The 21972-nt window shown below is 68.2% G+C and carries 20 protein-coding genes; 14 read left to right on the forward strand and 6 right to left on the reverse strand.

What is annotated here, in order from left to right; translation table 11 throughout:
* The first annotated feature begins 82 nt into the window (after positions 1–82).
* The 6 genes from FFS08_RS09905 (at position 83) to FFS08_RS09930 (ending at position 8196) form a co-directional block, all read left to right on the forward strand.
* On the forward strand, positions 83–1063 hold the full coding sequence (locus tag FFS08_RS09905) for an alpha/beta hydrolase (RefSeq protein WP_137864553.1): 981 nt from the start codon (positions 83–85) through the stop codon (positions 1061–1063).
* A gap of 252 nt (positions 1064–1315) precedes the next feature.
* The gene (locus FFS08_RS09910) at positions 1316–1702 is read left to right on the forward strand and encodes a MerC domain-containing protein (protein WP_137864552.1); all 387 of its coding nucleotides are present in this window, start codon (positions 1316–1318) and stop codon (positions 1700–1702) included.
* A gap of 37 nt (positions 1703–1739) precedes the next feature.
* Positions 1740–2198, forward strand: a complete 459-nt coding sequence (locus FFS08_RS09915) for a Fur family transcriptional regulator (RefSeq protein ID WP_137864551.1) — start codon at positions 1740–1742, stop codon at positions 2196–2198.
* A gap of 84 nt (positions 2199–2282) precedes the next feature.
* Positions 2283–4208, forward strand: a complete 1926-nt coding sequence (gene dxs, locus FFS08_RS09920) for a 1-deoxy-D-xylulose-5-phosphate synthase (RefSeq protein WP_137864550.1) — start codon at positions 2283–2285, stop codon at positions 4206–4208.
* A gap of 428 nt (positions 4209–4636) precedes the next feature.
* Positions 4637–7003 carry a penicillin acylase family protein gene (locus FFS08_RS09925; RefSeq protein WP_137864549.1) on the forward strand — a complete coding sequence of 789 codons (2367 nt, stop codon included), beginning with the start codon at positions 4637–4639 and terminating at the stop codon, positions 7001–7003.
* Complete coding sequence (locus FFS08_RS09930; protein ID WP_137864548.1) at positions 7000–8196, forward strand: serine hydrolase domain-containing protein; 1197 nt, start codon at positions 7000–7002, stop codon at positions 8194–8196. The genes FFS08_RS09925 and FFS08_RS09930 overlap by 4 nt, the downstream gene beginning before the upstream one ends.
* Here FFS08_RS09930 and FFS08_RS09935 read toward each other — a convergent pair whose 3' ends face one another.
* Together FFS08_RS09935 and FFS08_RS09940 are read right to left on the reverse strand one after the other, a co-directional pair.
* Complete coding sequence (locus FFS08_RS09935) at positions 8197–9738, reverse strand: N-acyl-D-amino-acid deacylase family protein (protein WP_137864547.1); 1542 nt, start codon at positions 9736–9738, stop codon at positions 8197–8199.
* A 249-nt stretch (positions 9739–9987) separates the two neighbouring features.
* On the reverse strand, positions 9988–11325 hold the full coding sequence (locus FFS08_RS09940) for a glycosyl hydrolase family 28-related protein (protein ID WP_137864546.1): 1338 nt from the start codon (positions 11323–11325) through the stop codon (positions 9988–9990).
* Positions 11326–11500: 175 nt separating this feature from the next.
* Between FFS08_RS09940 and FFS08_RS09945 the strand changes: the two genes are divergently transcribed.
* The 6 genes from FFS08_RS09945 to FFS08_RS09970 all read left to right on the forward strand — a co-directional run bounded on the left by FFS08_RS09945 (position 11501) and on the right by FFS08_RS09970 (position 15384).
* Entirely contained in the window at positions 11501–12532 is a 1032-nt protein-coding gene (locus FFS08_RS09945) for a COX15/CtaA family protein (protein ID WP_137864545.1), read from the forward strand.
* Entirely contained in the window at positions 12529–12843 is a 315-nt protein-coding gene (gene cutA / locus FFS08_RS09950; protein ID WP_137864544.1) for a divalent-cation tolerance protein CutA, read from the forward strand. The genes FFS08_RS09945 and cutA overlap by 4 nt, the downstream gene beginning before the upstream one ends.
* Positions 12843–13607: a hypothetical protein gene (locus tag FFS08_RS09955; protein ID WP_137864543.1), complete on the forward strand. Its 765-nt coding sequence runs from the start codon at positions 12843–12845 to the stop codon at positions 13605–13607. The genes cutA and FFS08_RS09955 overlap by 1 nt, the downstream gene beginning before the upstream one ends.
* Before the next feature lie 168 nt (positions 13608–13775).
* Positions 13776–14255 (forward strand): 50S ribosomal protein L13, encoded by a 480-nt coding sequence (rplM, locus tag FFS08_RS09960; RefSeq protein ID WP_137864542.1) that lies wholly within the window; start codon positions 13776–13778, stop codon positions 14253–14255.
* On the forward strand, positions 14255–14812 hold the full coding sequence (rpsI, locus tag FFS08_RS09965; RefSeq protein ID WP_137864541.1) for a 30S ribosomal protein S9: 558 nt from the start codon (positions 14255–14257) through the stop codon (positions 14810–14812). Before rplM ends, rpsI begins: the two co-directional genes overlap by 1 nt.
* Before the next feature lie 86 nt (positions 14813–14898).
* On the forward strand, positions 14899–15384 hold the full coding sequence (locus FFS08_RS09970) for a hypothetical protein (RefSeq protein ID WP_137864540.1): 486 nt from the start codon (positions 14899–14901) through the stop codon (positions 15382–15384).
* A gap of 60 nt (positions 15385–15444) precedes the next feature.
* On the opposite strand, the gene FFS08_RS09975 is transcribed toward FFS08_RS09970, so the two are convergent.
* The 4 genes from FFS08_RS09975 to FFS08_RS09990 are packed head-to-tail and all read right to left on the reverse strand — an operon-like array spanning position 15445 to position 18602.
* A complete protein-coding gene (locus tag FFS08_RS09975) occupies positions 15445–17052 on the reverse strand; it encodes a saccharopine dehydrogenase family protein (protein ID WP_137864539.1) in 1608 nt (535 codons plus the stop codon).
* Positions 17049–17441: a thiol-disulfide oxidoreductase DCC family protein gene (locus tag FFS08_RS09980; RefSeq protein ID WP_137864538.1), complete on the reverse strand. Its 393-nt coding sequence runs from the start codon at positions 17439–17441 to the stop codon at positions 17049–17051. Before FFS08_RS09980 ends, FFS08_RS09975 begins: the two co-directional genes overlap by 4 nt.
* Entirely contained in the window at positions 17438–18013 is a 576-nt protein-coding gene (locus tag FFS08_RS09985) for a DUF4166 domain-containing protein (protein ID WP_137871829.1), read from the reverse strand. The genes FFS08_RS09980 and FFS08_RS09985 overlap by 4 nt, the downstream gene beginning before the upstream one ends.
* A gap of 28 nt (positions 18014–18041) precedes the next feature.
* Entirely contained in the window at positions 18042–18602 is a 561-nt protein-coding gene (locus FFS08_RS09990) for a GbsR/MarR family transcriptional regulator (protein WP_137865016.1), read from the reverse strand.
* Between the two features lie 251 nt (positions 18603–18853).
* Here FFS08_RS09990 and FFS08_RS09995 point away from each other — a divergent pair, with 251 nt between their 5' ends.
* Entirely contained in the window at positions 18854–20542 is a 1689-nt protein-coding gene (locus FFS08_RS09995) for a DUF1800 family protein (protein ID WP_171012552.1), read from the forward strand.
* A 12-nt stretch (positions 20543–20554) separates the two neighbouring features.
* Complete coding sequence (locus FFS08_RS10000) at positions 20555–21934, forward strand: DUF1501 domain-containing protein (protein ID WP_137865014.1); 1380 nt, start codon at positions 20555–20557, stop codon at positions 21932–21934.
* The last annotated feature ends 38 nt before the right edge of the window (positions 21935–21972 follow it).

The raw sequence follows: 21972 nt of genomic DNA on the forward strand, positions 1-21972 counted from the left end.
GGGTGGCGTACCCTAGAGCGTCACCCGGCCTACCCGCGCCTTTTTCCTTCCGCCAGCCTGTCGGCCCGGGTAAACCGGTGTCATGGATCGCCGTGACTTGCTCGCCGCCGCCGGACTGACCGGCCCGTTGCTGCCGCTCGCCGCCAGGGCCGCAATCGATGTTCCGCGGCGCCCGGCCGTTCCCGATGCGAGCTTCGCGCTGTGGCCCGAAGAGGCGCCCGGCCTGCTCGACGCGCAGCTGCGGGACCATGTCGTGGTCCGCAATCCCGATCCCGGCTTTCCCGACCGCGCCATGGATCATGTCCGGACCCCGCGCCTCGACCTGTTCCGGGCGGCGGACCCGAACGGCGCGGCGATGCTGGTCATCCCCGGCGGCGGCTATGCGCGGGTAGTGGTCGACAAGGAGGGCTATGAGCTGGGCCCCTGGCTCGCCGCGCGCGGGATCACGGCCTTCGTCCTCTTCTATCGCCTGCCCGGCGACCCCTGGCGCGACTCGGCCAACGTCGCGCTCGCCGACGCGCAGCGCGCCATGCGGCTGATCCGGCACCGGGCCGGCACCTGGAAGATCGATCCGAAGCGCGTCGGCGCGATGGGCTTCTCCGCGGGCGGACACCTCTGCACCGACCTGGCCGCACGCTTCGGGCGCAAGACCTATGCGCCGGTCGATGCGGCCGATGCCCTGGGCGCACGCCCCTGCGTCGCCGCGCCGATCTATCCGGTCGTCTCGATGGATCCGGGCTTCGCGCACATGGGCTCGCGCACCCTGCTGATCGGCACCGGGGCCACGCCCGAGATGGTCGCCGAGCATTCGCCCGATCGCCGGGTCGGGGCGCATTCGCCCCCCTGCTTCCTCTGCCATGCCGAGGACGACGCCACCGTGCCGGTCCAGAACACCATCGCCCTGCGCGCCGCGCTGAAGGCGGCGGGGGTGCCGGTGGAAACGCATCTGTTCGAGGAAGGCGGCCATGGCTTCGGCTGGGGTCCCCGCACAATGGGCAAGCCCGCGCACGCCTGGCCCGAGCTGTTCCTCGCCTGGGCCAGGGCGCACGGCCTGCTCGGCTAGCTTCCTTCAATCGTCATCCCCGTGCAGGCGGGGATCCAGAGTAATGCGGGATATCGGCACCACCGCGCGAACGCCGTCCGGAGAGAGCAGCACCCCGCCACCTCGGCTCCACGCCTGGCCCCGGATCCCCGCCTGCACGGGGATGACGAAGGAAGATATGAGCCCCGACCTGGGCCGCACCCGCAAAGCCCCGCTCGAGATTCGTGCGGATGTTATGTTGTATCTTCAACTTGCTTGCCCTATATCCGCGCCATGCCGGTGAGTCTTCCGTTGGCCCGCGTATGGGGCGGCATTGATGCGCGCCTCGATCGTATCGCGATCGGGATCAGTGGGCTGTGCCTCGTCCATTGCGTCACGACCACCATATTGCTCACCGTGATTTCCTCGGCGGGCGGCCTGCTCAATCCGGCAATCCACGAAATCGGCCTTACGCTGGCGATCGGCGTCGGCGCCTTCGCGCTGGTCAAGGGCGTGATGTCGCACGGCTATATGGCCCCGGCGGTCGTCGGCGCCTTCGGGCTGGGGATCATGGCCGGCGCATTGTCGCTGCCGCATGGCGATTTCGAGATTTTCTGGACGCTGGTGGGCGTCAGCCTCGTCGCTCTGGGCCACGATCTCAACCGGCGCGCCACCTACTGAACTTGCCGCAGGAGGCCCGCGGGCCTACATCATAGCCATGCACGCGCACGACCATCACGAGCATCACGGCAACGACCTGACCAAGGCCGCCCAGGCGACTCTGGAGAAGTCCGGAGAGCAATGGACCGCGATGCGCGAACGCGTGTTCGAGGCGCTGGCGGGCTTCGACAAGCCGGCTTCCGCCTATGACATCGCCGAGGCCGTCTCCAGGACGGAGGGGCGCCGGGTCGCCGCCAACAGCGTCTATCGCATCCTCGACCTGTTCGTCGGCGCCAATCTCGCGCGCCGGGTGGAAAGCGCCAATGCCTATATGGCGAACACCCATCCCGACTGCCTGCACGACTGCATCTTCCTGGTCTGCGACAATTGCGGCCAGACCACGCATATCGACGACGATTCGATCACCAGGACGGTGCGCGCCGCCGCCAAGGGCATGGGCTTTTCGCCCGAGCGCCCGGTGATCGAAGTGCGCGGCAAATGCGCGGATTGCGACTGACCGCTCTCCCTGCACGGCGCCTGCACGCAAAATCCACATCCGCAAGGTTCGACTTCCCGGAATCGGAAGAGTAAGGGCAATCGGATGGCCGATCTACCCAGCACGCCGCTGCTCGATACCGTCGATACGCCCGAGGACCTGCGCAAGCTCGATCCGAAGCAGCTTCGCCAGCTCGCCGACGAGCTGCGCGCGGAGACGATCTCGGCCGTGGGTTCGACCGGCGGGCATCTCGGCTCCGGGCTCGGCGTCGTCGAGCTGACCGTCGCCATCCACTATGTCTTCAACACGCCCGACGACCGGCTGATCTGGGACGTCGGGCATCAATGCTATCCGCACAAGATCCTCACCGGCCGCCGCGACCGGATCCGCACCTTGCGCCAGGGCGGCGGGCTCTCCGGCTTCACCAAGCGCAGCGAGAGCGCCTATGATCCGTTCGGCGCGGCCCATAGCTCGACGTCGATCAGCGCCGCTCTGGGCTTCGCGATCGCCAACAAGCTGGCCGACGCGCCCGGCAAGGGCATCGCGGTGATCGGCGACGGCGCGATGAGCGCGGGCATGGCCTATGAGGCGATGAACAATGCCGAGGCCGCGGGCAACCGGCTGGTGGTGATCCTCAACGACAACGACATGTCGATCGCGCCGCCGGTGGGCGGGCTCTCCGCCTATCTGGCGCGGATGGTGTCGTCGTCCGAATATCTGGGGCTGCGCAGCCTCGCCAAGCGCGCGATCCGCAAATTCTCGCGCCGCCTCACCGCGGCGGCCGGCAAGACCGAGGAATTCGCCCGGGGCCTCGTCACCGGCGGCACGCTCTTCGAGGAGCTGGGCTTCTATTATGTCGGTCCGATCGACGGCCATAACCTCGAGCATCTCATCCCGGTGCTCGAGAATGTCCGCGATGCCGAGGAGGGGCCGATCCTCGTCCATGTCGTCACCAAGAAGGGCAAGGGCTATGCCCCGGCCGAAGCGGCGGCGGACAAATATCACGGGGTCCAGAAGTTCGACGTGATCACCGGCGCCCAGGCCAAGGCGCCACCGGGCCCGCCGCAATATCAGAACGTGTTCGGCGATGCGCTGATCGAGGAAGCGAAGCGCGACGGGAAGATCGTGGCGATCACTGCCGCCATGCCCTCGGGCACCGGCGTCGATCGCTTCGCCAGGGCCTTTCCCGACCGCGCCTTCGACGTCGGCATCGCCGAGCAGCATGCGGTGACTTTCGCCGCCGGCCTCGCCGCGCAGGGCATGCGCCCCTTCTGCGCGATCTACTCGACCTTCCTCCAGCGCGCCTATGACCAGGTCGTGCACGACGTGGCGATCCAGAACCTGCCGGTGCGCTTCGCGATCGACCGCGCCGGGCTCGTCGGCGCCGACGGCGCGACCCATGCCGGCAGCTTCGACGTCACCTATCTCGCCACCTTGCCCAACATGGTGGTGATGGCGGCGGCCGACGAAGCCGAGCTGGTCCACATGACCCACACCGCCGCGCTGCACGATTCCGGCCCGATCGCGCTGCGTTATCCGCGCGGCAACGGCACCGGCACCGCGCTGCCCGAAGTCCCGCAGCGGCTGGAGATCGGCAAGGGCCGCATCGTCCGCGAGGGCAAGACCGTGGCGATCCTCTCGCTCGGCACGCGCCTGGCCGAGGCGCTCAAGGCGGCCGACTTGCTCGAGGCCAAGGGGCTCTCCACCACCGTCGCCGACCTGCGCTTCGCCAAGCCGCTCGACGAGGAATTGATCCGCCGCCTGCTCACCACGCACGAAGTGGCGGTGACGATCGAGGAAGGCGCGATCGGCGGCCTGGGTGCCCATGTCCTGACGATGGCGAGCGACCAGGGCCTGATCGATGCGGGCCTCAAGCTGCGCACGATGCGCCTGCCGGACCTGTTCCAGGACCAGGACAAGCCCGAGCTGCAATATGCCGAGGCCGGCCTGAATGCCGAGAGCATCGTCGATACGGTGCTCAAGGCATTGCGCTACAACGAAGCGGTGGTGACCGACGGCGCGCGGGCCTAGGACCAATCGACATTTGCGAGACTGGCGGTCCCCGGCGGCTCCCCGGCCAAGGCCGGGGCCCAGCATCGGGATGCTATCGAGATACGCGAACCCCTCGAACAATGTCGCAACTGGGCCCCGGCCTTCGCCGGGGAGCAAGAAGGCGGCCCGACTTTCATCGCGCGCCCAAATGTCGATACGCCCTAGGCCAGGTTCGGCGAGCTTCCTATCCCATTCCCGCCATCCCCGCGAAGGGCAGGGATCCAGGGTCGCAAGCCGGCGTCCCAGGTAGCTCTGGATCCCCGCCTGCGCGGGGATGACGAGGAAGAGCGGAGAGGGCAGGCTCCCCCCAATAGCCCCAGGTTATGTCCGTCGAACCTATGTTCCGATGGACAGCGGCATCCGCCCGGACCACCCTCCCCGGCCAAAGCGCCATCCGGGGATATTCCATGCTGAACCGCCGTGCCTTCCTGCTGAGCTCCAGCGCGGCGCTCCTCACCGGTAGCGCCGCCGCCGCCGGGCTGCGACCCCGCCCGGTAGCCATCCGGCAGCAGGGTGTGCGCGGCGCGAGCGCCCCGATCGAGATCGTCGACGACGAGTGGGGCACGCCGCACATCCGCGCCGCAACCATCCCCGATGCGTTCTTCGGCCAGGGCTATGTCGTCGCACGCGACCGGCTGTTCCAGATCGACTTGTCGCATCGCCGCGAGATGGGCCGGCTGGCCGAGGCGTTCGGCGCACGCTTCGCCAGGCACGACGCCAATGCCCGCCTGTTCCACTATCGCGGCGACATCGACGCCGAGCTGCGCCGGGTGCCGGCCGATGTGCTGGCCTGCGCCCAGGCCTATGTCGCCGGCATCAATGCGCGCATCGACGAAGTGATCGCCGATCCCTCGCTGCTGCCGCTCGAATATCGCATCCTCCAGATCGTCCCGATCCGCTGGGACCTGCGCGACCTGGTGCGTGCCCGCGAAGCATCGAGCGGCAATGTCGACGACGAGATCCGCCGCGCCCGCCTCGCCGCCCTCGGGCTGCTCGATCTCGACGCGATCGTCGCGCCGCTCCGCCCGGCCTGGGCGATGAAGGTGCCCGACGGGCTCGACGCCGCGGCAGTGAGCATTGCGGACCTGGGCGTGCTCAACATCGACGGCCTGCCCTGGGCCGAACTCACCGGCCAGGACCCGGCCGCCGCTTCCGCCGAGCGCGCCAATGCCGGCAGCAACGCCTGGACGGTGTCGCCGTCGCGCACCGCCACCGGCCGGCCGATCCTGGCCAATGATCCGCATCTCGGCATCGGCGGGTTCAGCCCGCGCCACATCGCGCACCTGACCGCGCCGGGGCTCGACCTGATCGGCGGCGGCGCGCCCGGCCTGCCCGGCATCATGCAGGGCCATACCGACCGCTTCGCCTTTGGCCGCACCAATTTCCACATCGACCAGGGCGACCTGTTCGTCCTCGAGCTCGATCCCGCCGATCCCGAACGCTATCGCCATGACGGCGGCTGGAAGCGGTTCGACAAGGTCGAGGAAGCGATCGCAGTGAAGGACGGCGCGCCGGCCAAGGTGACTCTGCGCTATTCGGTGCAGGGCCCGGTAATCTCCTGGAGCCCGGAGAAGCACCGCGCCACCGCACTCGCCACCATCGCGATGCAGCCGGGCGGCGACGGCGCCTTCGCGATGATCGCGATCAACCTGGCCCGGGACTGGGAGAGCCTGCGCAAGGCTTTCGCGCTCCACCCCTCGCCCACCAATTTCCACTATGCCGATGTCGACGGGAATACCGGCTGGCAGGTGATCGGCTTCGTGCCGGTGCGCAAGCAGGGCGACGGGCTGCTCCCCGTGCCGGGCGACGGCCGCTACGACTGGACCGGCGTGCGCAAGTTCGAGGCGCTGCCGAGCGCATACAATCCCGCCAAGGGCTGGTTCGCCTCGGCCAACCAGAACAACCTGCCCGCCGGCTGGCCGCGCGACCGCATCCCCGCCTTCTCGTTCCGCGATCCCTATCGCTACGATCGCATCGCCGAAGTGCTCGCCTCCCAACCCAGGCACAGCCTGGCCGACAGCGTCGCGCTTCAGCACGACACGCTCTCGACGCCCGCGCGCCAGTTCCTCGCGCTCCTGCCGGCGGCTCCCTCGGCCGCCGCCAGGCCGGCGGTCGACATGCTGCGCGGCTGGGATGCCCGGATCGACCGCGACAGCGGCGCCGCCGCACTGTTCGAGGCAGTGTGGCGCGAGGCCGGCAAGCGCATGCTCGCCGTGCTGGTGCCGGCCCGCGCCAGGGGGCTGATCAACAGCATCGCGCCCTCGATCCTGCTCGACGCGCTGGCGAAGCCCGATGCGCGGCTGGGCGCCGATCCGGCCGCGGCCCGCGACGCGATGCTCGATGCGGCGCTGGCCGCCGGCTGGGCGGCGATCCGCGAGAAGCTCGGCCCCGATCCCGCCGTCTGGCGCTATGGCGCGCTCCACCAGGTGCGCTTGCGCCACCCGCTCTCCGCCATCCCCGCCATCGCCAGGGCCTTCCCGCCGATCGAGGGCGAAGGCTCGGGCGGCGACGGCTATACGGTGATGGCGCGCTGGCTCGGCTCGGGCCCGGGCTGGCAGGTCGGCGGCGGCGCGAGCTATCTCCAGGTGATCGACGTCGGCGCCTGGGACAATTCGCTGATGCTGATCCTGCCCGGCCAGTCGATCGACCCGCGCTCGCCGCACTATCGCGACCAGTATCGCAACTGGGCGAACGGCCGGATGCAGCCCATGCCGTTCAGCCGCGCCGCGGTCGACGCGCGCGCCGCGTCGCGCACCACGCTGCGGCCGGCATGAAGCGCGCCGCCCTGCTCCTGCTCACCCTCGCCGCCACCCCGGCCGCGGCGCAGGATCGCGGCCTCGATGGGGCGATAGCCGATTTCCGCGCCCTCCACCGCGCCGAGATGGCCAAGGCCGGGATCGCCGGCAGCAGCTTCTATGTGATCCGCGACGGCCGCACGATCGTTGCCGACCATCTCGGCGAGCAGGATGCCGAGGCGCATGTGCCGGTGGATGCGCGGACCATCTATCACTGGGCGTCGATCACCAAGACGATGACCGGCATCGCGATCATGCAGCTGCGCGATCGCGGGCTGCTGAAGCTGGACGATCCGATCATCCGCTACGTGCCAGAGCTCGCCGGCGTTCACGATCCCTTCGGCGACCCTGCCGAGATCACCATCCGCCAGCTGATGAGCCACAGCGCCGGCTTCCGGAACGGCACCTGGCCGTGGCGCGACAAGGCATGGCAGCCCTTCGAGCCGCCTGGCTGGAAGCAGCTGGAGGCCATGATCCCCTACACCGAGCTACAGTTCAAACCGGGCAGCAGGTTCGGCTATTCCAACCCGGGCATCGTCTATCTCGGCCAGGTGATCGAGCGCCTCTCGGGCGAGGATTTCGAAGTCTATGTCGACAAGAACATCCTGCGCCCGCTCGACATGCGATCGAGCTATTTCGACCGTACCCCGCCCTATCTCCTGCCCCATCGCGCTCACAGCTACTATATCCGCGACGGCAAGCGGGTGCCCGCTCCGTTCGACGTCGATACCGGCGTGACCGTCTCCAACGGCGGGCTAAACGCCCCGCTGCCGGACATGGCGAAATATGTCGCCTTCCTGCTCGGCGACCCGAAGCGCGGCGCCGAGTACGACCTGGTCCTCAAGCGGGCCTCGCTCGAGGAGATGTGGCGGCCGGTGATCGGCGCGGGCGAGGATTTCACCCAGGGCCGGATGGCGCCGACCACTTGGAGCGGTCTGTCCTTCTTCCTCGACCGGACCGACGGCATCCGCATCGTCGGGCACAATGGCGACCAGAACGGCTTCCGCGCCTATCTGAGCCTGTGCCCCGACCAGCACATGGGCACCCTGCTCGCCTTCAACACCGAGACGCGCGGCGTGGAGAACGACCCCGGCAATCGCGACATGCCCGAATCCCGCATCGCGCTGGCGACCGACGCTCTGTGCAAGGCGGCGGCCCGGCCCGGGAAGTGATCAGCGCGCCCGCAGCAGCCGCCCGTTCCTCCCCACGCGCGCGCCGCCCTCATAGGCGGGCTTCCCATTGACCATCACCAGGTCGAACCCCTCGGCCCGGGCAAAGGGATCGACATAAGTGGAGCGCGCCTTCACCTTGGCCGGATCGAACAGGATCAGATCGGCCTTCGCCCCCGGACGGATCACGCCGCGATCGCCCAGGCGCAGGATATCGGCCGGATAGCCGGTGCCCTTGCGAACCATCTCCTCGATCGTGAGCTTGCGATCGCGCACGACATATTCCTCGACCAGCTTGGCATAGGTGCCGGTCGCGCGCGGATGGCGCATGCCGGGACCGCCATCGGTGGAGAAGGCGACATGGCTGTCGACCAGCAGCACGTCCTGCAACGCCTTGTCCTGCGTGAAATGCGCGCCCGATCCGCTCTGCGGGCCGATCCTGATCAGGAAATCGGCGTAATGAAGCCCCGCCTCCGCAGCCGCCTGGCCCAGCGTCTTGCCGGCATAGGGCGGCGTGCCGATCAGCAGCGCCTCGGGCCCGCCGCGCCGGGTCATGCGCTGCACCAGATAGTCGCGCAGTTCCTGCCGCCGCTCGGCCACCACCCTGGCATAGTCGGTGGGCGGCAGCGCCCATTTGGGAAAGAGGATCGCGATGCCAGTATAGCCGGCCTCGTACGGATATTGGTCGGCGGTCAGGTCGATCCCCTGGCGGCGCTTCTCCGTCAGATAGGCGAGCAGCTCGCGCGCCCGCGCCTCGCCCTTGCCGAAGACGACCTTGAGGTGCGAGATGTGCGGCCGCGCCGGCAGCGAGGAAGCGATCAGCTCGTCGATCGAGGCCTTGATATCCTCGTCATTCTCCGAGCGCATATGGCTCATCACCACGCCGCCGTACCGCGCCACCACCTTGCCGAGATTGGTCAGCTCGGGCGTCTCCGAATAGATGCCCGGCACATATTCCAGGCCATAGGACAGGCCGAACGCCCCCGCCTTCAGCTCGACTTCAAGCTGCGCCGCCATCCGCGCGAGCCCGGCGGCATCGGGACGGCGGACCGAATCCGGCACGCCCGCCGCGCGCCGCAGCGTGCCGTGGCTGGAAAGCAGCGCCACGTTGAGGTCGATCGCGGCGCGATCGACGGCCGCCATCCAGCTCCGCGGATCGAGGTCCTTGCCCAGCCGGGGCCCGCTGCCGTCCTGGCCGAGCGTGATCGTGGTGACGCCCATCGCAAGAAAGGCCTCGTAGCTGTCGTCGAGCGGATCGCCATGGCTGTGCATGTCGATGAAGCCCGGCGCGAGCACGCGCCCCTCCCCGGCGACCACCCGCATCCCGGAGCTCGCGGCCGAAGGCGCCGCGACCTCGACGATCCGGTCGCCCACGACGCGCACATTGGCTAGGCGCGGCGATGCGCCCGTCCCGTCGACGAGCAGCACTTCGCAAAACAGGATCTCGGGCTCGGCCGCCAGCGCGATGAGGCCGGGCCAGGTCGCCACCCCGCCGGCCGCCACCGCCCCGCCAATGGCCTGCCGCCGTGTCAACCGCTGGGTCATCCCGCTCCCCCGTTATTGTCTTGCCCGGGAGGACTATGCGCGGAAGGAGAGCGAAGACGAATCCCTAAAAATGATTAACCTCATTGCTTCCGCGCATGGGGCAGGATCGGCGTCAGAAGCAGCTCCGGCTCATCCACCGCGACGCCCGGTCGCAACTATGGTTGTCGCTCCGCAATCGACGAAATCGCTCGCGGCATCCTTGATGGGGATGCGGCCGGGCACTTGTTCCCGAATACCCGGCCGCAAGGTTCAGCCCGAAATCAACCCGAGCGATACGAGCGCCGCGTGCAGGCCCGCGGCGGTGGCAGCCACGCCGGTCGGTTTCGCAATGGGTAGCGTGCCGAAGAAACCCAGTGCCGTCGGCTGCCATTGCACCGGTCCAGTCGCGATGCCGCCATTCCCGGTCGCACCGCTATTGACGATGTTAAGATGGAACTTACTGGTCGAGTTATCGATCAGCGCGGTGATATGGCTGCCGATGACCTGCGACTGCGCAGCGCCGATCCGGAAGGCCGCTCCCGCCGAAGGCGCGACGACATTGAAGATGTTGGAGTTTCGGATATCGCCGATCTCCACGTCGCGACCGCCGTCGTTGTTGATCCAAAAGCAATTGGTCAGCATCAGGTTGATCAGGCCATCCTCGCAGACAAAGGCCCTTCCATTGTTGCCCTCGAACCAACAGCCGTCGAAGACGAAATTCGCATAGCCGGACTCGCCGTCCACGCTCTCGCGAATGATGACCGCACCCGAATCGAGGTCGGAGGAGGCCAGGGTGCGGCTCCCGATGTTCTGGGACCGGCTCACCACATAGGTGCCCGTTTCGGCGCCGAGAGCAATGACCATCGTGCCGGGCAGCACGTCTGCTCCAACCAGCTCATCACCGACACGAATTACGCCCGACATCACGTCGGTGACCATGAGCGTCGTACCCGAAATCATACCCGTAACGACCGCTCTGCTGCCGTTCTGTTCAAAGTTCACGCTGCGAAAGGCATGGCCCATGCCTTCTCCCAGATCCACACCCCACGCCAGATTGTCACGGACTTCGCCACCCTCGAAGACCAGGAGGTTCGAGCCCGGGCCACGGACAGTGTTCGACGCATCCCGCTGCCGGCGCACCTTAATACCGGTCCAGTTGCTGTTGATCGTGCAGTCCCGCAGCCGGAAGATCAGGCTCGCCCGCAGTTCCAGCCCCACCTCGCAATTCTTGAACAGGACACGATCCATCTGAATCCGGGCCACTTGCTCCAGCCGCAGGCCAGTCCCGGCCCGCGCGACGCCCTGGAAGCCGATGTCCTCCAAGCCGCCATAGATATCGAGCACGCCTTCCGCACTGAGCGTGAGGATTGGCGCGTCGGTTCCCGCGATCTTCACGAAGGTTGAGAGGAACTTGCCTTCCCCCTTGAACAGGATCGGCACCACGCCGGCGAAGCTCCGCCACAAGCCCGTCACCGCATAGGTGCCCTTGGGAACGAAGATCGTGCCCCCGCCCGCGTCATAGGCCGCATCGATCGCTGCCTGGATGGCAGCCGTGTCGTCGGTGCTCCCGTCGCCGACCGCACCGAAATCCGTAATATCGAAAGCCATGTCATAGTCCCATGTTGATTGGAACAAAACAGGAACTCACAAATGAAACCCTACAAGTCAACCGAACCGATGCCGCCGCCGCGGAGCCTCGCCGCCGATCAAAGCCGTGCGTCCGGCACCAGGACGGGACTCGCCATCGCTCCCCTTCGGCACTACACCGCCGCCCGTGCTGCAGATGACTTCGCTTCCCGCTTCCGCCCGCCCGCGCGCGCTTGCCCATTGGCTGTTCGCCGTCGCGGCGCTGATCGTGCTCATGGTGGTGATCGGCGGCATCACCCGCCTCACCGAATCCGGCCTGTCGATCACCGAATGGAAGCCGCTGTCGGGCGCGATCCCGCCGCTCACCGATGCGCAGTGGCAGGCCGAGTTCGCCCATTACCGGCAGATCGGCCAATATGAGCAGCTGAACCGCGGCATGACGCTGGCCGAGTTCAAGAACATCTTCTTCTGGGAATATCTCCATCGGCTGCTCGGCCGCGTCATCGGGCTCGCCTTCTTCCTGCCCCTGGTCTGGTTCGCCGTCCGCCGCGCGATTCCGAAGGGCTATGGCTGGCGGCTGACCGCGCTGCTCGCGCTGGGCGGGCTGCAGGGCGCGCTCGGCTGGTGGATGGTCCAGTCTGGGCTCAACAAGACCAGCACCGCCGTGGATCATTTCTGGCTGGCCGCGCACCTGCTCACCGCATTGTTCACGCTGGGCGGCATCGTCTGGACCGCGCTCGACCTGCTGGCGCTCGACCGCAGCCCGATGGCGCGCCCCGCCCGGCTGACCGGCGTCGCCGCCGGCGTTCTGCTCGTGCTGTTCGTCCAGCTCTTCTACGGCGCGCTGGTCGCCGGGCTCGATGCCGGGCTGGTCACCGATCAATGGCCGCTGATGAACGGCCATTTCTTCCCGGGCGTCAGCCAGGCGGGCCAGAGCCTCGGCCATATCCTCTTCTCCGATCCGGCGGTGGTGCACTTCATCCATCGCTGGTGGGCCTGGGTGGCGGTAGCCGGGCTGATCCTGCTCGCGCGCAAGGTGCGTCCCGTCAGCCGCCGCGCCTCGATCGCGATCCACAGCGCCTTCGGCACCCAGATCCTGCTCGGCATCGCCACGGTGATGGCCGGAGTGCCGATCTGGCTCGCCGCGCTCCACCAGCTCACCGGCGCGCTCGTCGTCATCGCCACCGTCTGGGGGGCGCACCTCGCCGGCGGCCGGGCCGCCGCTTGAGCGAGCTTGCGCTCTTCTACGTCACCTTCGCCACCCGCGCGGATGCCGAGCGGGTGGCGGAAGCCGTGCTCGCCGAGCATCTCGCCGCCTGCGCCAATATCCTCGCCCCCTGCACCTCGCTCTATCTGTGGCACGGCGCCATGGAACAGGCGGAGGAAGTGCCGGTGCTGTTCAAGACGCGCCCGATGCTCGCCACCCGGCTGCGCGATCGAATCGCCACGCTTCATCCCTATGAGCTGCCAGTGATCGAGAGCTGGACCGCGACCGCCGGCGAACAGGTAGGCGCCTGGGTGGAAGCCGAGACGCGCTGATGCTCCTTGCCGCGATCGTCCTCCAGGCGGGCACGGCCGGCTTCGCCCCGCCGTTGGATGCGCCGATGCACGTGGTGACCGAACGCCGCGACGACGCCCGCACCTATCGCATGGAACGCCGCGTCCGCTTCGCGCGCGAGGGCCTGGGCTATCGCGCCGAAGTGGCCCTGCGCGCCGGGGCCGGCGAAACCGCCGACAGCACCGGTGCCGCCTATGAAGCCGGGTTCGACGCATTTGCCGGCAGCACCCTCGTCTTCCATCTCGATCCGCGCGGCGCCATCCTGGGGATCGACGACATGCCGGCACTGTGGGAGCGTTTCTGCCGGCGCGTCGCTGAAGTCGCCGCCGCCCGGCGCACCCTGGCGCCGGCCGAACGCGAGAAGCTCGCCACGCGCATTGCCGACCCGCTCCGCGCGCTGCCGGCCGAGCGCCAGCGCGCAATGCTCGCTTCGCTCGTCCTGGCGGTGATCGCGGACGAGGCGATCGCGCCCGGCAGCACGCCGATCCGCCTGCCCGGCAACTCGGCCTATGGCAGTACCGCGCCGCTAGAGGGAACGCGGACGGTCGCGGCGCTTCCCGGCGGGCGCCTGCGCAGCGTCACCAGTGCCGCCGGCCAGGGCGTGATGCTCGAACGCATCACCGAGTTCGATCCTCGCACCGGGCTGGTCGCCCGCAACAGCAAGACGCTGCGCGTCCGCGTGGGCACGCTGGAGAAAGTGACCGTCACCACGCTCACCGTGGAGCCGGCTGCCGGCCGCGATTGACGCGCCGCGTGGCGCGTGCGCACCGGGGAATTTGCACTCGGGTATTCCAATACCCGTCAGCAAACCCGCGCTTTTCTTGACTTTCTCTGCGCGAATCGTCAGAGGGCCATCAACCGCGCTGCCCGGAAGGGTGGCGCGCTTGCGTTTCATACTCGAAAGGTCTCGCCCATGAAGGCGCTGATGAAGACCACCAAGTCGGCCAAGCCGGCCGAGGTGGAGAAGAAGTGGCACATCGTCGATGCCGACGGCCTGATCGTCGGCCGCGCTGCCGTCGTGATCGCCAACGTCCTGCGCGGCAAGCACAAGACGAGCTTCACCCCGCACGTCGATTGCGGTGACAATGTCATCGTCATCAACGCGGACAAGATCCGTTTCACCGGCAAGAAGCTGGCCCAGAAGGTGTACTACAAGCACACCGGCTATGCGGGCGGCATCAAGGGCATCACCGCCGCCAAGGTTCTCGAGGGCCGTTTCCCGGAGCGCGTGCTCGAAAAGGCCGTCGAGCGCATGATCCCGCGTGGCCCGCTCGGCCGCCAGCAGATGCGCAACCTGCGTATCTACAACGGCGCCGAGCATCCGCATGAAGCGCAGAACCCCGAGGTCCTCGACATCGCCGGCATGAGCCGCAAGAACAAGGTGGGCGCATAATGTCCGACAACCGCCAGTCCCTTTCCGATCTCGGCGCCATCGCCGCCGGCGAGCAGGCCGTCGCCACCCAGGCCCAGGCTTCGTCGGACAACGCCGCCGAAGCGTATCTCGCCGGTCAGATCAACGAGCCCTCGACTCCGGCCGTGCTCCGCCAGCAGGAGCTCGACAAGTTCGGCCGCGCCTATGCGACCGGCCGCCGCAAGGACGCCGTGGCCCGTGTGTGGCTGAAGCCGGGCACCGGCAAGATCACGATCAACGGTCGTGACCAGGAAGTCTATTTCGCGCGTCCGACGCTGCGCCTCGTCATCAACCAGGTGTTCGGCATCACCGAGCGCGAGGGCCAGTATGACGTCGTCTGCACGGTCAAGGGCGGCGGCCTTTCGGGCCAGGCCGGCGCGGTGAAGCACGGCATCAGCCAGGCGCTCACCAAGTATGAGCCGATCCTGCGCACCCCGGTGAAGCAGGCCGGCTTCCTGACCCGCGACAGCCGTACGGTCGAGCGTAAGAAGTATGGCCGGGCCAAGGCTCGCCGCAGCTTCCAGTTCTCGAAGCGCTAAGCGCTTTCGGGCAACTGCCACCGAATCGGGCGGTCCGGCGACGGGCCGCCCTTTTCGTTCGGGCCGCACGCCGCTAGCTTCGCGCCATGTCGCACGACCACCCCGACACGGTCCGGATCCTCGATTTTCTGGCCGAGATCGGGATTCCGGTGGCCCATGGCGCGATCGGGGACAACAGCTTCCTGCCGGGCATCGAAGTGCGCAACGGCGGGCTGGTGCTCGACCCCGCCCGCTCGCTCTTCCCCGGCGATCTGCTCCACGAGGCGGGGCACATCGCCTGCACGGAGCCGGCGCTGCGCCCGATGCTATGCGAGGTCCGCGACGACCCCGGCGAGGAGATGGCGGCGATCGCCTGGTCCTATGCCGCCGCCCGCGCGATCGGGATCGACACACAGGTCCTGTTCCATGCCGATGGCTACAAGGGCGGCGGCGCGGCGCTGGCGACTGCGTTCGACGATGGCGCCGGGCCGGGCACGCCGATGCTCCAATATTTCGGCATGACCGCCGAGCCGCACCAGGCCGGCAATCTCGGCCTCCCCGCCTATCCGCAAATGGCGCGCTGGCTGCGCTAGGCGCCTTGCAAAGCAGGATTCGCCTGCTTGGCTCACGCAGCCGCGCCCGTGCAGTTGCAGTTAGAGGCGCCTCAGCCAGCCTGTATAGCGCACCACCTCGCCCAGCAGCGGCATCGCCACGCCCACTTCGAAGCGGAAGCGCCCGTCCTCCTGCCACTCCCGCGCGGCGATGCGCGGGCCCAGGAAGCGCGGCATCGGCACGCCGAACGCGGTCCAGCGGCACAGCACCATTGCGAGCCCCTCGCCGTCCAAGGGCAGCTCGAAGACGAAACGCAGCGGGCCGAAGCGTTCGGCGACCCCTTGTCCTGCCTGACTGAGTTCGCTCGAAAAGGCATGGCCGCCGAAATCGCGCGTCCAGCGCTCCTTGCCGCCCCTGACCGCGAAGGTGACGCGCAGCGGATAGCTGCCGCTGGGCGGGAAGCCCATTATCCGCCCGACCAGCCAGGCCAGCCCGGCGCCCCGGCGCACCTCCCCTTCACCTGCCGCGCCCGCATCACCGTGAAGCGCATGCATGGCGCGCACCTGCTCCGGCAGCCGTGCGAAACGCGAACCCATCGCCCGAAGATAGAGCGGCTCGACCGCGTCTTCACGCGCTGCGTGACGGATCGCCAGCCCGGCGAACAGCGGCTCGAACCGGTCGAGCGTCAACAACCCGCTCGCGTCCTGCGCACCCGGAGGCACGCGACCGGCGAGAATGTCTCCTGCGAGCAGCTCCGCCGCCAGGGTGGGAATTTCGGGCCCGTCTCCTCTGTCCGCGATCAGCGTCCAGCGCCGGCGGACCCCTGCGCCCACCAAGGTCACCGACATGGCCGATCGGTCACTCCCGGCCCAGGCGGTGATCCGCTGGAGCTTGTGCAGCCAGGGCGCCGCGCCGCGCAGCGTCCGGAGCCACTCCCAGCGGACCGGCCAGCTCAGCAGCCACAAGGCGAGCATCTGGAAGCCGAGTTCGGTGCCGGCACGGAAAGTCGTGGCGGGGTGGCCGGGCAACAGCGCGGGCAACAGCGACAGGTCCGGCACTTCGGCGAGTGCGATCCAGCGGCGCAGGGGGACTTCTCCTCCATCCACGACGAAGCGCGCGCGGCGGAGTTCCTGCCAGCCGGTCACTCGCGTCCAGTGCTGGCCGCGCCAGACGCGCACCGGCTTGCCGACATAGGAAAGGATCGCCGCCGCCACCGAGGGACCGGCCACGGCCCGGTTCGAAGCGCTGATGGCGATGTCGATGCACTCGACCTGCGACAGTCCCGCCGCCAGGGCACGCGCCACGGCGCCGGAAAGCGCCGGCACGCTCGAGGCGCCGCTGACGATCGGCACCGCCACCGCCGCGCCCTTGTTCAGCGCGCCGATCCCTGCGACGAAATCGCGCGAGTCCGCCAGGTCGAGATAGGGGATGCGCATCGCGATGCACGCTTCGGGCACCGTATAGCCGCTGCCCTGAAACGGTCCCGCGGCGTCGATCACCAGGTCGGGCCGTTCGCGCGCCAGCACCATGCCGATCCCGTTGGTCCGGTCCGCCGCCACGGGTTCGGCGCCGGGATGCCCGGCACAGAACGCCGCGGCCCTGTCGCGGCTCCGCCCGGCGACCAGCACCTCATGCCCCGCCGCAAGCAGTCGCCGGCTCAACCGCGCCCCGAACCCGCCATAGCCGCCGATGACGAGGATGCGGCTCACAGGATGCGGGCCCGTTGCTCGGCGCTCGGCACCCAACAGGCTTCCCGCTTGCCGAACCACCGGTAGCGGTTGCGCGCCACCCACCGGTATACCGCGTCCCGCCGGCGCCGCGGGACTGCGCGCAGCACGCCCAACACCCGCCACGGCCAGCCCAGCCCCTCGGCGATCGCCAGCACGGCGTCGCTGTCGCGCCGCGCCCGGCCGCCCTCGATCACCAGCATCGTGTCGGGACTATCCGGGTCGACGCCGAAGCGCCGGCACAGCGCCTGCCCCGCCGCGCTCTGCACCGAAGCGAGCCGGAAATGCCCGCGCCGGTCGTGCCGCAGCACGAACCGGGCATTGGCGGTGCACAGCAGGCAGACGCCGTCGAACAGGATGACGGGATTCATTCCTCCACCGCCTCCCCTGGCCCGTACATCGCGCGGAACACCAGCCCGCCCAGTTTCAGGAAATAATGATCGCTCACGAACAGCAGCGCGCCACCCGCTTCCTCCAGCCGGAGTGCGATGCCCACGCCAAGCCCCAGATATTCCTCGATTCCCGTCGGCCCGGCAAAGCGCTTGGCGCTGTGGATAACCTGTGGAAAACCCTGTGCACGACCATATTGCCGCGTCCAATATTGCCCCTGGCCATCGGCATCGGCGGTGACGCTTACGCTGGCCGAGACGCCGATGTCCGTGCCCAGCGGCAACGGCGCGCCGATCAACCGCGCGCCCTGCGCCAGCAGCCACCCCGCCCGGCTGATCCGGCATTCGGCGACTTCGCCGAGATAGGAGACACAGGCCCCCGCTTCGATCTTGCGCAGGAAACGGCGGCGCGTGGCGGGCGGCAGGAACAGCCAGCGCTCGCCGAGCAGCCCGGCAAAGGGGCTCTCCGCATCGTCGCGGCACGGCGCTCCCACCCGGTGCCAGTCGGCGTAACGAGCCAGCGCCCCGGGCGCATAACCGATTGCCACGCCCATATGCCACCCTTTCCGCGGCCGGGGGCCGCTATTCGGCCTTGCCCTTGGGCAGGAAGCTCAGGATCCGCTTGCCCAGCCGGATCAGCGTCATCAGCCGTCCCGGCGGCACGCTCATCATCTGCTGGTACCAGTCATCGATCGTGACGACGAAATCCTGCATCGCCTCGATCCGCCCGCGCGCGACGTCCGAGATGCGGCCGTCACGCCTGGCTTCCTCGGTGCACACGCGCAACGCCGCCACCGCAGGATCGATCTCACGCTCCTTGCGGCCCTGCGCGATGCGCGTGAGCATCTGCATCAGGTCGACCTCGGCCTCATAGTGATCGCGCCGATCGCCCATCACGGGCACGCGGCGGATCAGCTTCCAGCCGAGCAGTTCCTTGAGGCTGTTCGAGGTATTGCTCCGCGCAATGCGCAGCGTGTCGCTGATCTCCTCGGCGTTGAGCGGCCGGTCGGAGAGATAGAGCAGCGCATGGATCTGGGCGACCGAGCGGTTGACGCCCCATTGCCCGCCCATCTCACCCCAATGCAGCACGAACTGCTGCACCGCGATCGGCAACTGAACAGCATTGTCCGTAATTTCTGTCATAACAGAAATATTAGATGCGATTGCAGCAGAGTCAACCTTCTTCATGTCAGGCATTCCGTCCCACGCCCGGCTCGCTTCGCCGTCGCTCGTGCCATTGCGCCTGCGCAACCACCGGCCAAGTCCGCGGCATTTCGCCCCATGCAATCGAACTGAACCGTGCCTTAGGTATTTCTGCAGGTTGTTGGGATTCCGCCAGTAACCTATGCATGCCCATGCAGGTCGCGGCTTCTCGTGACGGGCGGGGGAAATTGGTGATCCGGCAAAGAAAACCGGCCGTGCTTGGCGCGGCGCTTGGCTTGCTCGCGCTCGCGGGTTGCGATTCGGGTGGCGGCGGCGGCGCGTCATCGGGCGGCGGCGGCGTGGTCTCGGCGCCCGCCCCTACGCCTGCTCCGGCCCCGTTCACCGATGGCGACGCCGCGCGGCTCGCCAAGCAGGCGAGCTTCGGCCCCACGCCCGATCTGGTGGCACGGATCAGGCAGCTCGGCGCCACTGCCTGGGTCGACGAGCAGCTCGCCGCGTCGAGCAGTTCCTATGCGGATCTCACCACCGAGGTGCGCCGCGATTTCTGCGCCAACGGCGACACGATCTGCGCGCGCGCCCATTTCAGCCGCACGCCGGTGGCGATGCGCTTCTACGCCAATGCCGTCGCCGGTTCCGATCAGCTGCGTCAGCGCACCGCCTTTGCGCTCGGCCAGATGATCGTCGCCTCCGAAGTCGAAGTGAACTCGACCGCGGGCATCGCCGCGTTCAACCAGATCTTCCTCGCCAACGCCTTCGGCAATTATCGCGACATCCTCAGCCAGGTGACGATGAGCGGCTATATGGGCGACTATCTCGACATGGCCGACAGCAACAAGTCGGGCCCGTCGGAGAACTACGCCCGCGAGTTGCTCCAGCTCTTCTCGATGGGCCCGGACCAGCTGAACATGGACGGCAGCCTGAAGCGCGATGGCGCCGGCGCGGCCATCCCCAACTATGCGACCGACGACATCAAGGGCGTCGCCAAGGCGCTGACCGGCTGGACCTATGCCCGGGTCGGCGGCGCCGCGATCACCGACGGCAATGCCCGCGACTATGCCAAGCCGATGATCCAGGTCGCCTCGCGCTACGACACGACCGAGAAGAAATTCCTCAGCGTCACCGTCGCCGCCGGCGCCTCGCAGGAAGCCAGCGTCGCGGCGGTGGTCGATGCCGCGTTCAACAACCCCTCCACCGCGCCCTTCGTCGCGCGCCACATGATCGTCCACCTCGTCACCGCCAATCCCAGCCCGGCCTATGTCGGCCGCGTCGCCGCGGTGTTCGCCGACAACGGCAAAGGCGTGCGCGGCGACATGAAGGCAGTGGTCCGCGCCATCCTGCTCGACGGCGACGCGCGCGCGGCACCCACCGCAGCCAGCGGCAAGCTCAAGGAGCCGGTGCTGCTGATGACCGCGCTCGCCCGCGCGATCGGCTTCGCCACCGACGGCTATGTCTTCACTACCCGCGACAGCAATATCGGCCAGCCGGTGTTCCGCGCGCCATCGGTGTTCAACTTCTATCCGGATGACTTCCCGCTGCCCGGATCGACCACGTTGAAGAGCCCGGCCTCGAAGCTGCTCAACACCTCCAACGTGCTGCGCTGGCACAATTTCGTCTATGACTGGACCGTCTCCGGCGATGCCAATCGCAGCGAATATGCGCTCGATTCCGGCCTGCCCATGTCCTCGCTCACCCAGCCCTTGTGGGCAACCTGGGAAGCCTATGGCACCGATCTCGACGCGATGGTGTCGCGCATCGACCTGACCTTGTTCGCCAACACGCTGAACCAGACGCAGAAGGACGCGCTCAAGGCCGCTGCCACGCCGATCACCAATACCGATGCGAATGTCCAGGCGCGCCGCCGCGCCCAGATGATGCTCTACGTCGCGGCCACCAGCCCGATGTTCCTGATCGACCGCTGAGGAGCCGGACCGATGACGATTTCCCGACGCGACTTCCTCAAGGTCACCGCCGGCACGAGCGCGCTCGCCGCGATCGGCCAGCTCGGCCATACCGCCGCCATCGCGGCACCCAGCGGCAACTATCGCGCGATGGTGGGCGTATTCCTGTTCGGCGGCAATGACGGCTGGAACATGGTGATCCCCACCGATGCCCGGCACCCGCAATATCTCGCCTCGCGCGGCACCGTGGGCATTGCGGCCAACCGGCTGACCGCGCTTACCGGCGCAGCCTATGCGCTCCACCCGGCGATGGCCGCGCTCCGCCCGCTCTGGGACGAAGGCAGCCTGGCGCTCGTCCTCAATGCCGGCACTCTCTATGCGCCGCTCACCAAGGCGACCTATCAGTCGCGCGCCGATCTGCGCCCGATGAACCTGCTCAGCCACTCGGACGAACAGGCGCACTGGCAGGGCCTGCGCGCCCGCGACTTCGCGACCGATGGCTTCATGGGCCGCCTGACTGATCGGATGGGCACGGGCGCGGTCCCGTCGATGATCTCGATCGCCGGCTCGAACCTGGCGGTGATCGGCAAGACCAGTTCGGCGCTGGTGCTGCCTTCCACCGGCACGCTCACGCGTTCGGGCTATTCGACCATGAGCAACGCGGCGAACAACGCCAAGAACGCGGCCCTCACCACCTTTTCCTCGGCCGCCGGCCTGGGCGACGTCGCGGAGGCAAGCGCGCGCGACATCAATGCCAGCTATGACCAGGCGACCACTGCCAACACGATCATCTCGGCGAACAGCGCGCTCGACGGCTATTTCGTCAACCCGACGACCGGCGCCGTGCTCACCAGCGACGTCGCGCGCCAGCTGATGCGCGTCGCCCGGATGATCGATGCACGAGGCAGCCTGGGCCATGGCCGCCAGACCTTCTTCGTCAGCCAGGGCGGCTATGACAATCACTCGGGCCAGACCAATGGCGGCACCAACGACAGCGGCACGCACGCCAATCTGCTCGGCGACCTCGCCATGGCGCTGGCCGGCTTCCACCGCGCGATGCAGGCGATCGGCATGGCCGAGAACGTCACCAGCTTCACGATGAGCGACTTCGGCCGCACCTATCGCGGCAACGCCCAGAACGGCACCGACCATGCCTGGGGCAGCAACCATCTGGTGGTCGGCGGCAATGTCGCGCCCGGCGGCATCTTCGGCGCCTATCCGGATCCGGTGCTCGGCGGCGCGACCGATGTGAGCAGCGAGGGCCGCTTCGTCCCCGCCGTGGCGCAGGAGGAATATATCGGCGCGATCGCCCGCTGGCACGGCGTCAGCGATGCGGACATGCCCTATGTCTTCCCCAACTGGTCGACGTGGAGCACGGGCGGGCGCGGGCCGATTGGGTTGTTTCGCGCTTAACTGCGTATCGGGATTGCGCTATCGTTCCGCTCCGGTAA

The organism is Sphingomonas sp. 1F27F7B (assembly GCF_005503355.1).
In the GTDB taxonomy this organism is placed as follows: Bacteria; Pseudomonadota; Alphaproteobacteria; order Sphingomonadales; family Sphingomonadaceae; genus Sphingomonas.

What these genes read in the sequence shown, in the direction of transcription:
- FFS08_RS09905 (WP_137864553.1), top strand. Translation starts at nt 83, where the DNA reads ATGGATCGCCGTGACTTGCTCGCCGCCGCCGGACTGACCGGCCCGTTG.
- FFS08_RS09910 (WP_137864552.1), top strand. Translation starts at nt 1,316, where the DNA reads ATGCCGGTGAGTCTTCCGTTGGCCCGCGTATGGGGCGGCATTGATGCG.
- FFS08_RS09915 (WP_137864551.1), top strand. Translation starts at nt 1,740, where the DNA reads ATGCACGCGCACGACCATCACGAGCATCACGGCAACGACCTGACCAAG.
- dxs (WP_137864550.1), top strand. Translation starts at nt 2,283, where the DNA reads ATGGCCGATCTACCCAGCACGCCGCTGCTCGATACCGTCGATACGCCC.
- FFS08_RS09925 (WP_137864549.1), top strand. Translation starts at nt 4,637, where the DNA reads ATGCTGAACCGCCGTGCCTTCCTGCTGAGCTCCAGCGCGGCGCTCCTC.
- FFS08_RS09930 (WP_137864548.1), top strand. Translation starts at nt 7,000, where the DNA reads ATGAAGCGCGCCGCCCTGCTCCTGCTCACCCTCGCCGCCACCCCGGCC.
- FFS08_RS09935 (WP_137864547.1), bottom strand. Translation starts at nt 9,738, where the DNA reads ATGACCCAGCGGTTGACACGGCGGCAGGCCATTGGCGGGGCGGTGGCG.
- FFS08_RS09940 (WP_137864546.1), bottom strand. Translation starts at nt 11,325, where the DNA reads ATGGCTTTCGATATTACGGATTTCGGTGCGGTCGGCGACGGGAGCACC.
- FFS08_RS09945 (WP_137864545.1), top strand. Translation starts at nt 11,501, where the DNA reads ATGACTTCGCTTCCCGCTTCCGCCCGCCCGCGCGCGCTTGCCCATTGG.
- FFS08_RS09955 (WP_137864543.1), top strand. Translation starts at nt 12,843, where the DNA reads ATGCTCCTTGCCGCGATCGTCCTCCAGGCGGGCACGGCCGGCTTCGCC.
- rplM (WP_137864542.1), top strand. Translation starts at nt 13,776, where the DNA reads ATGAAGGCGCTGATGAAGACCACCAAGTCGGCCAAGCCGGCCGAGGTG.
- rpsI (WP_137864541.1), top strand. Translation starts at nt 14,255, where the DNA reads ATGTCCGACAACCGCCAGTCCCTTTCCGATCTCGGCGCCATCGCCGCC.
- FFS08_RS09970 (WP_137864540.1), top strand. Translation starts at nt 14,899, where the DNA reads ATGTCGCACGACCACCCCGACACGGTCCGGATCCTCGATTTTCTGGCC.
- FFS08_RS09980 (WP_137864538.1), bottom strand. Translation starts at nt 17,441, where the DNA reads ATGAATCCCGTCATCCTGTTCGACGGCGTCTGCCTGCTGTGCACCGCC.
- FFS08_RS09985 (WP_137871829.1), bottom strand. Translation starts at nt 18,013, where the DNA reads ATGGGCGTGGCAATCGGTTATGCGCCCGGGGCGCTGGCTCGTTACGCC.
- FFS08_RS09990 (WP_137865016.1), bottom strand. Translation starts at nt 18,602, where the DNA reads ATGACAGAAATTACGGACAATGCTGTTCAGTTGCCGATCGCGGTGCAG.
- FFS08_RS10000 (WP_137865014.1), top strand. Translation starts at nt 20,555, where the DNA reads ATGACGATTTCCCGACGCGACTTCCTCAAGGTCACCGCCGGCACGAGC.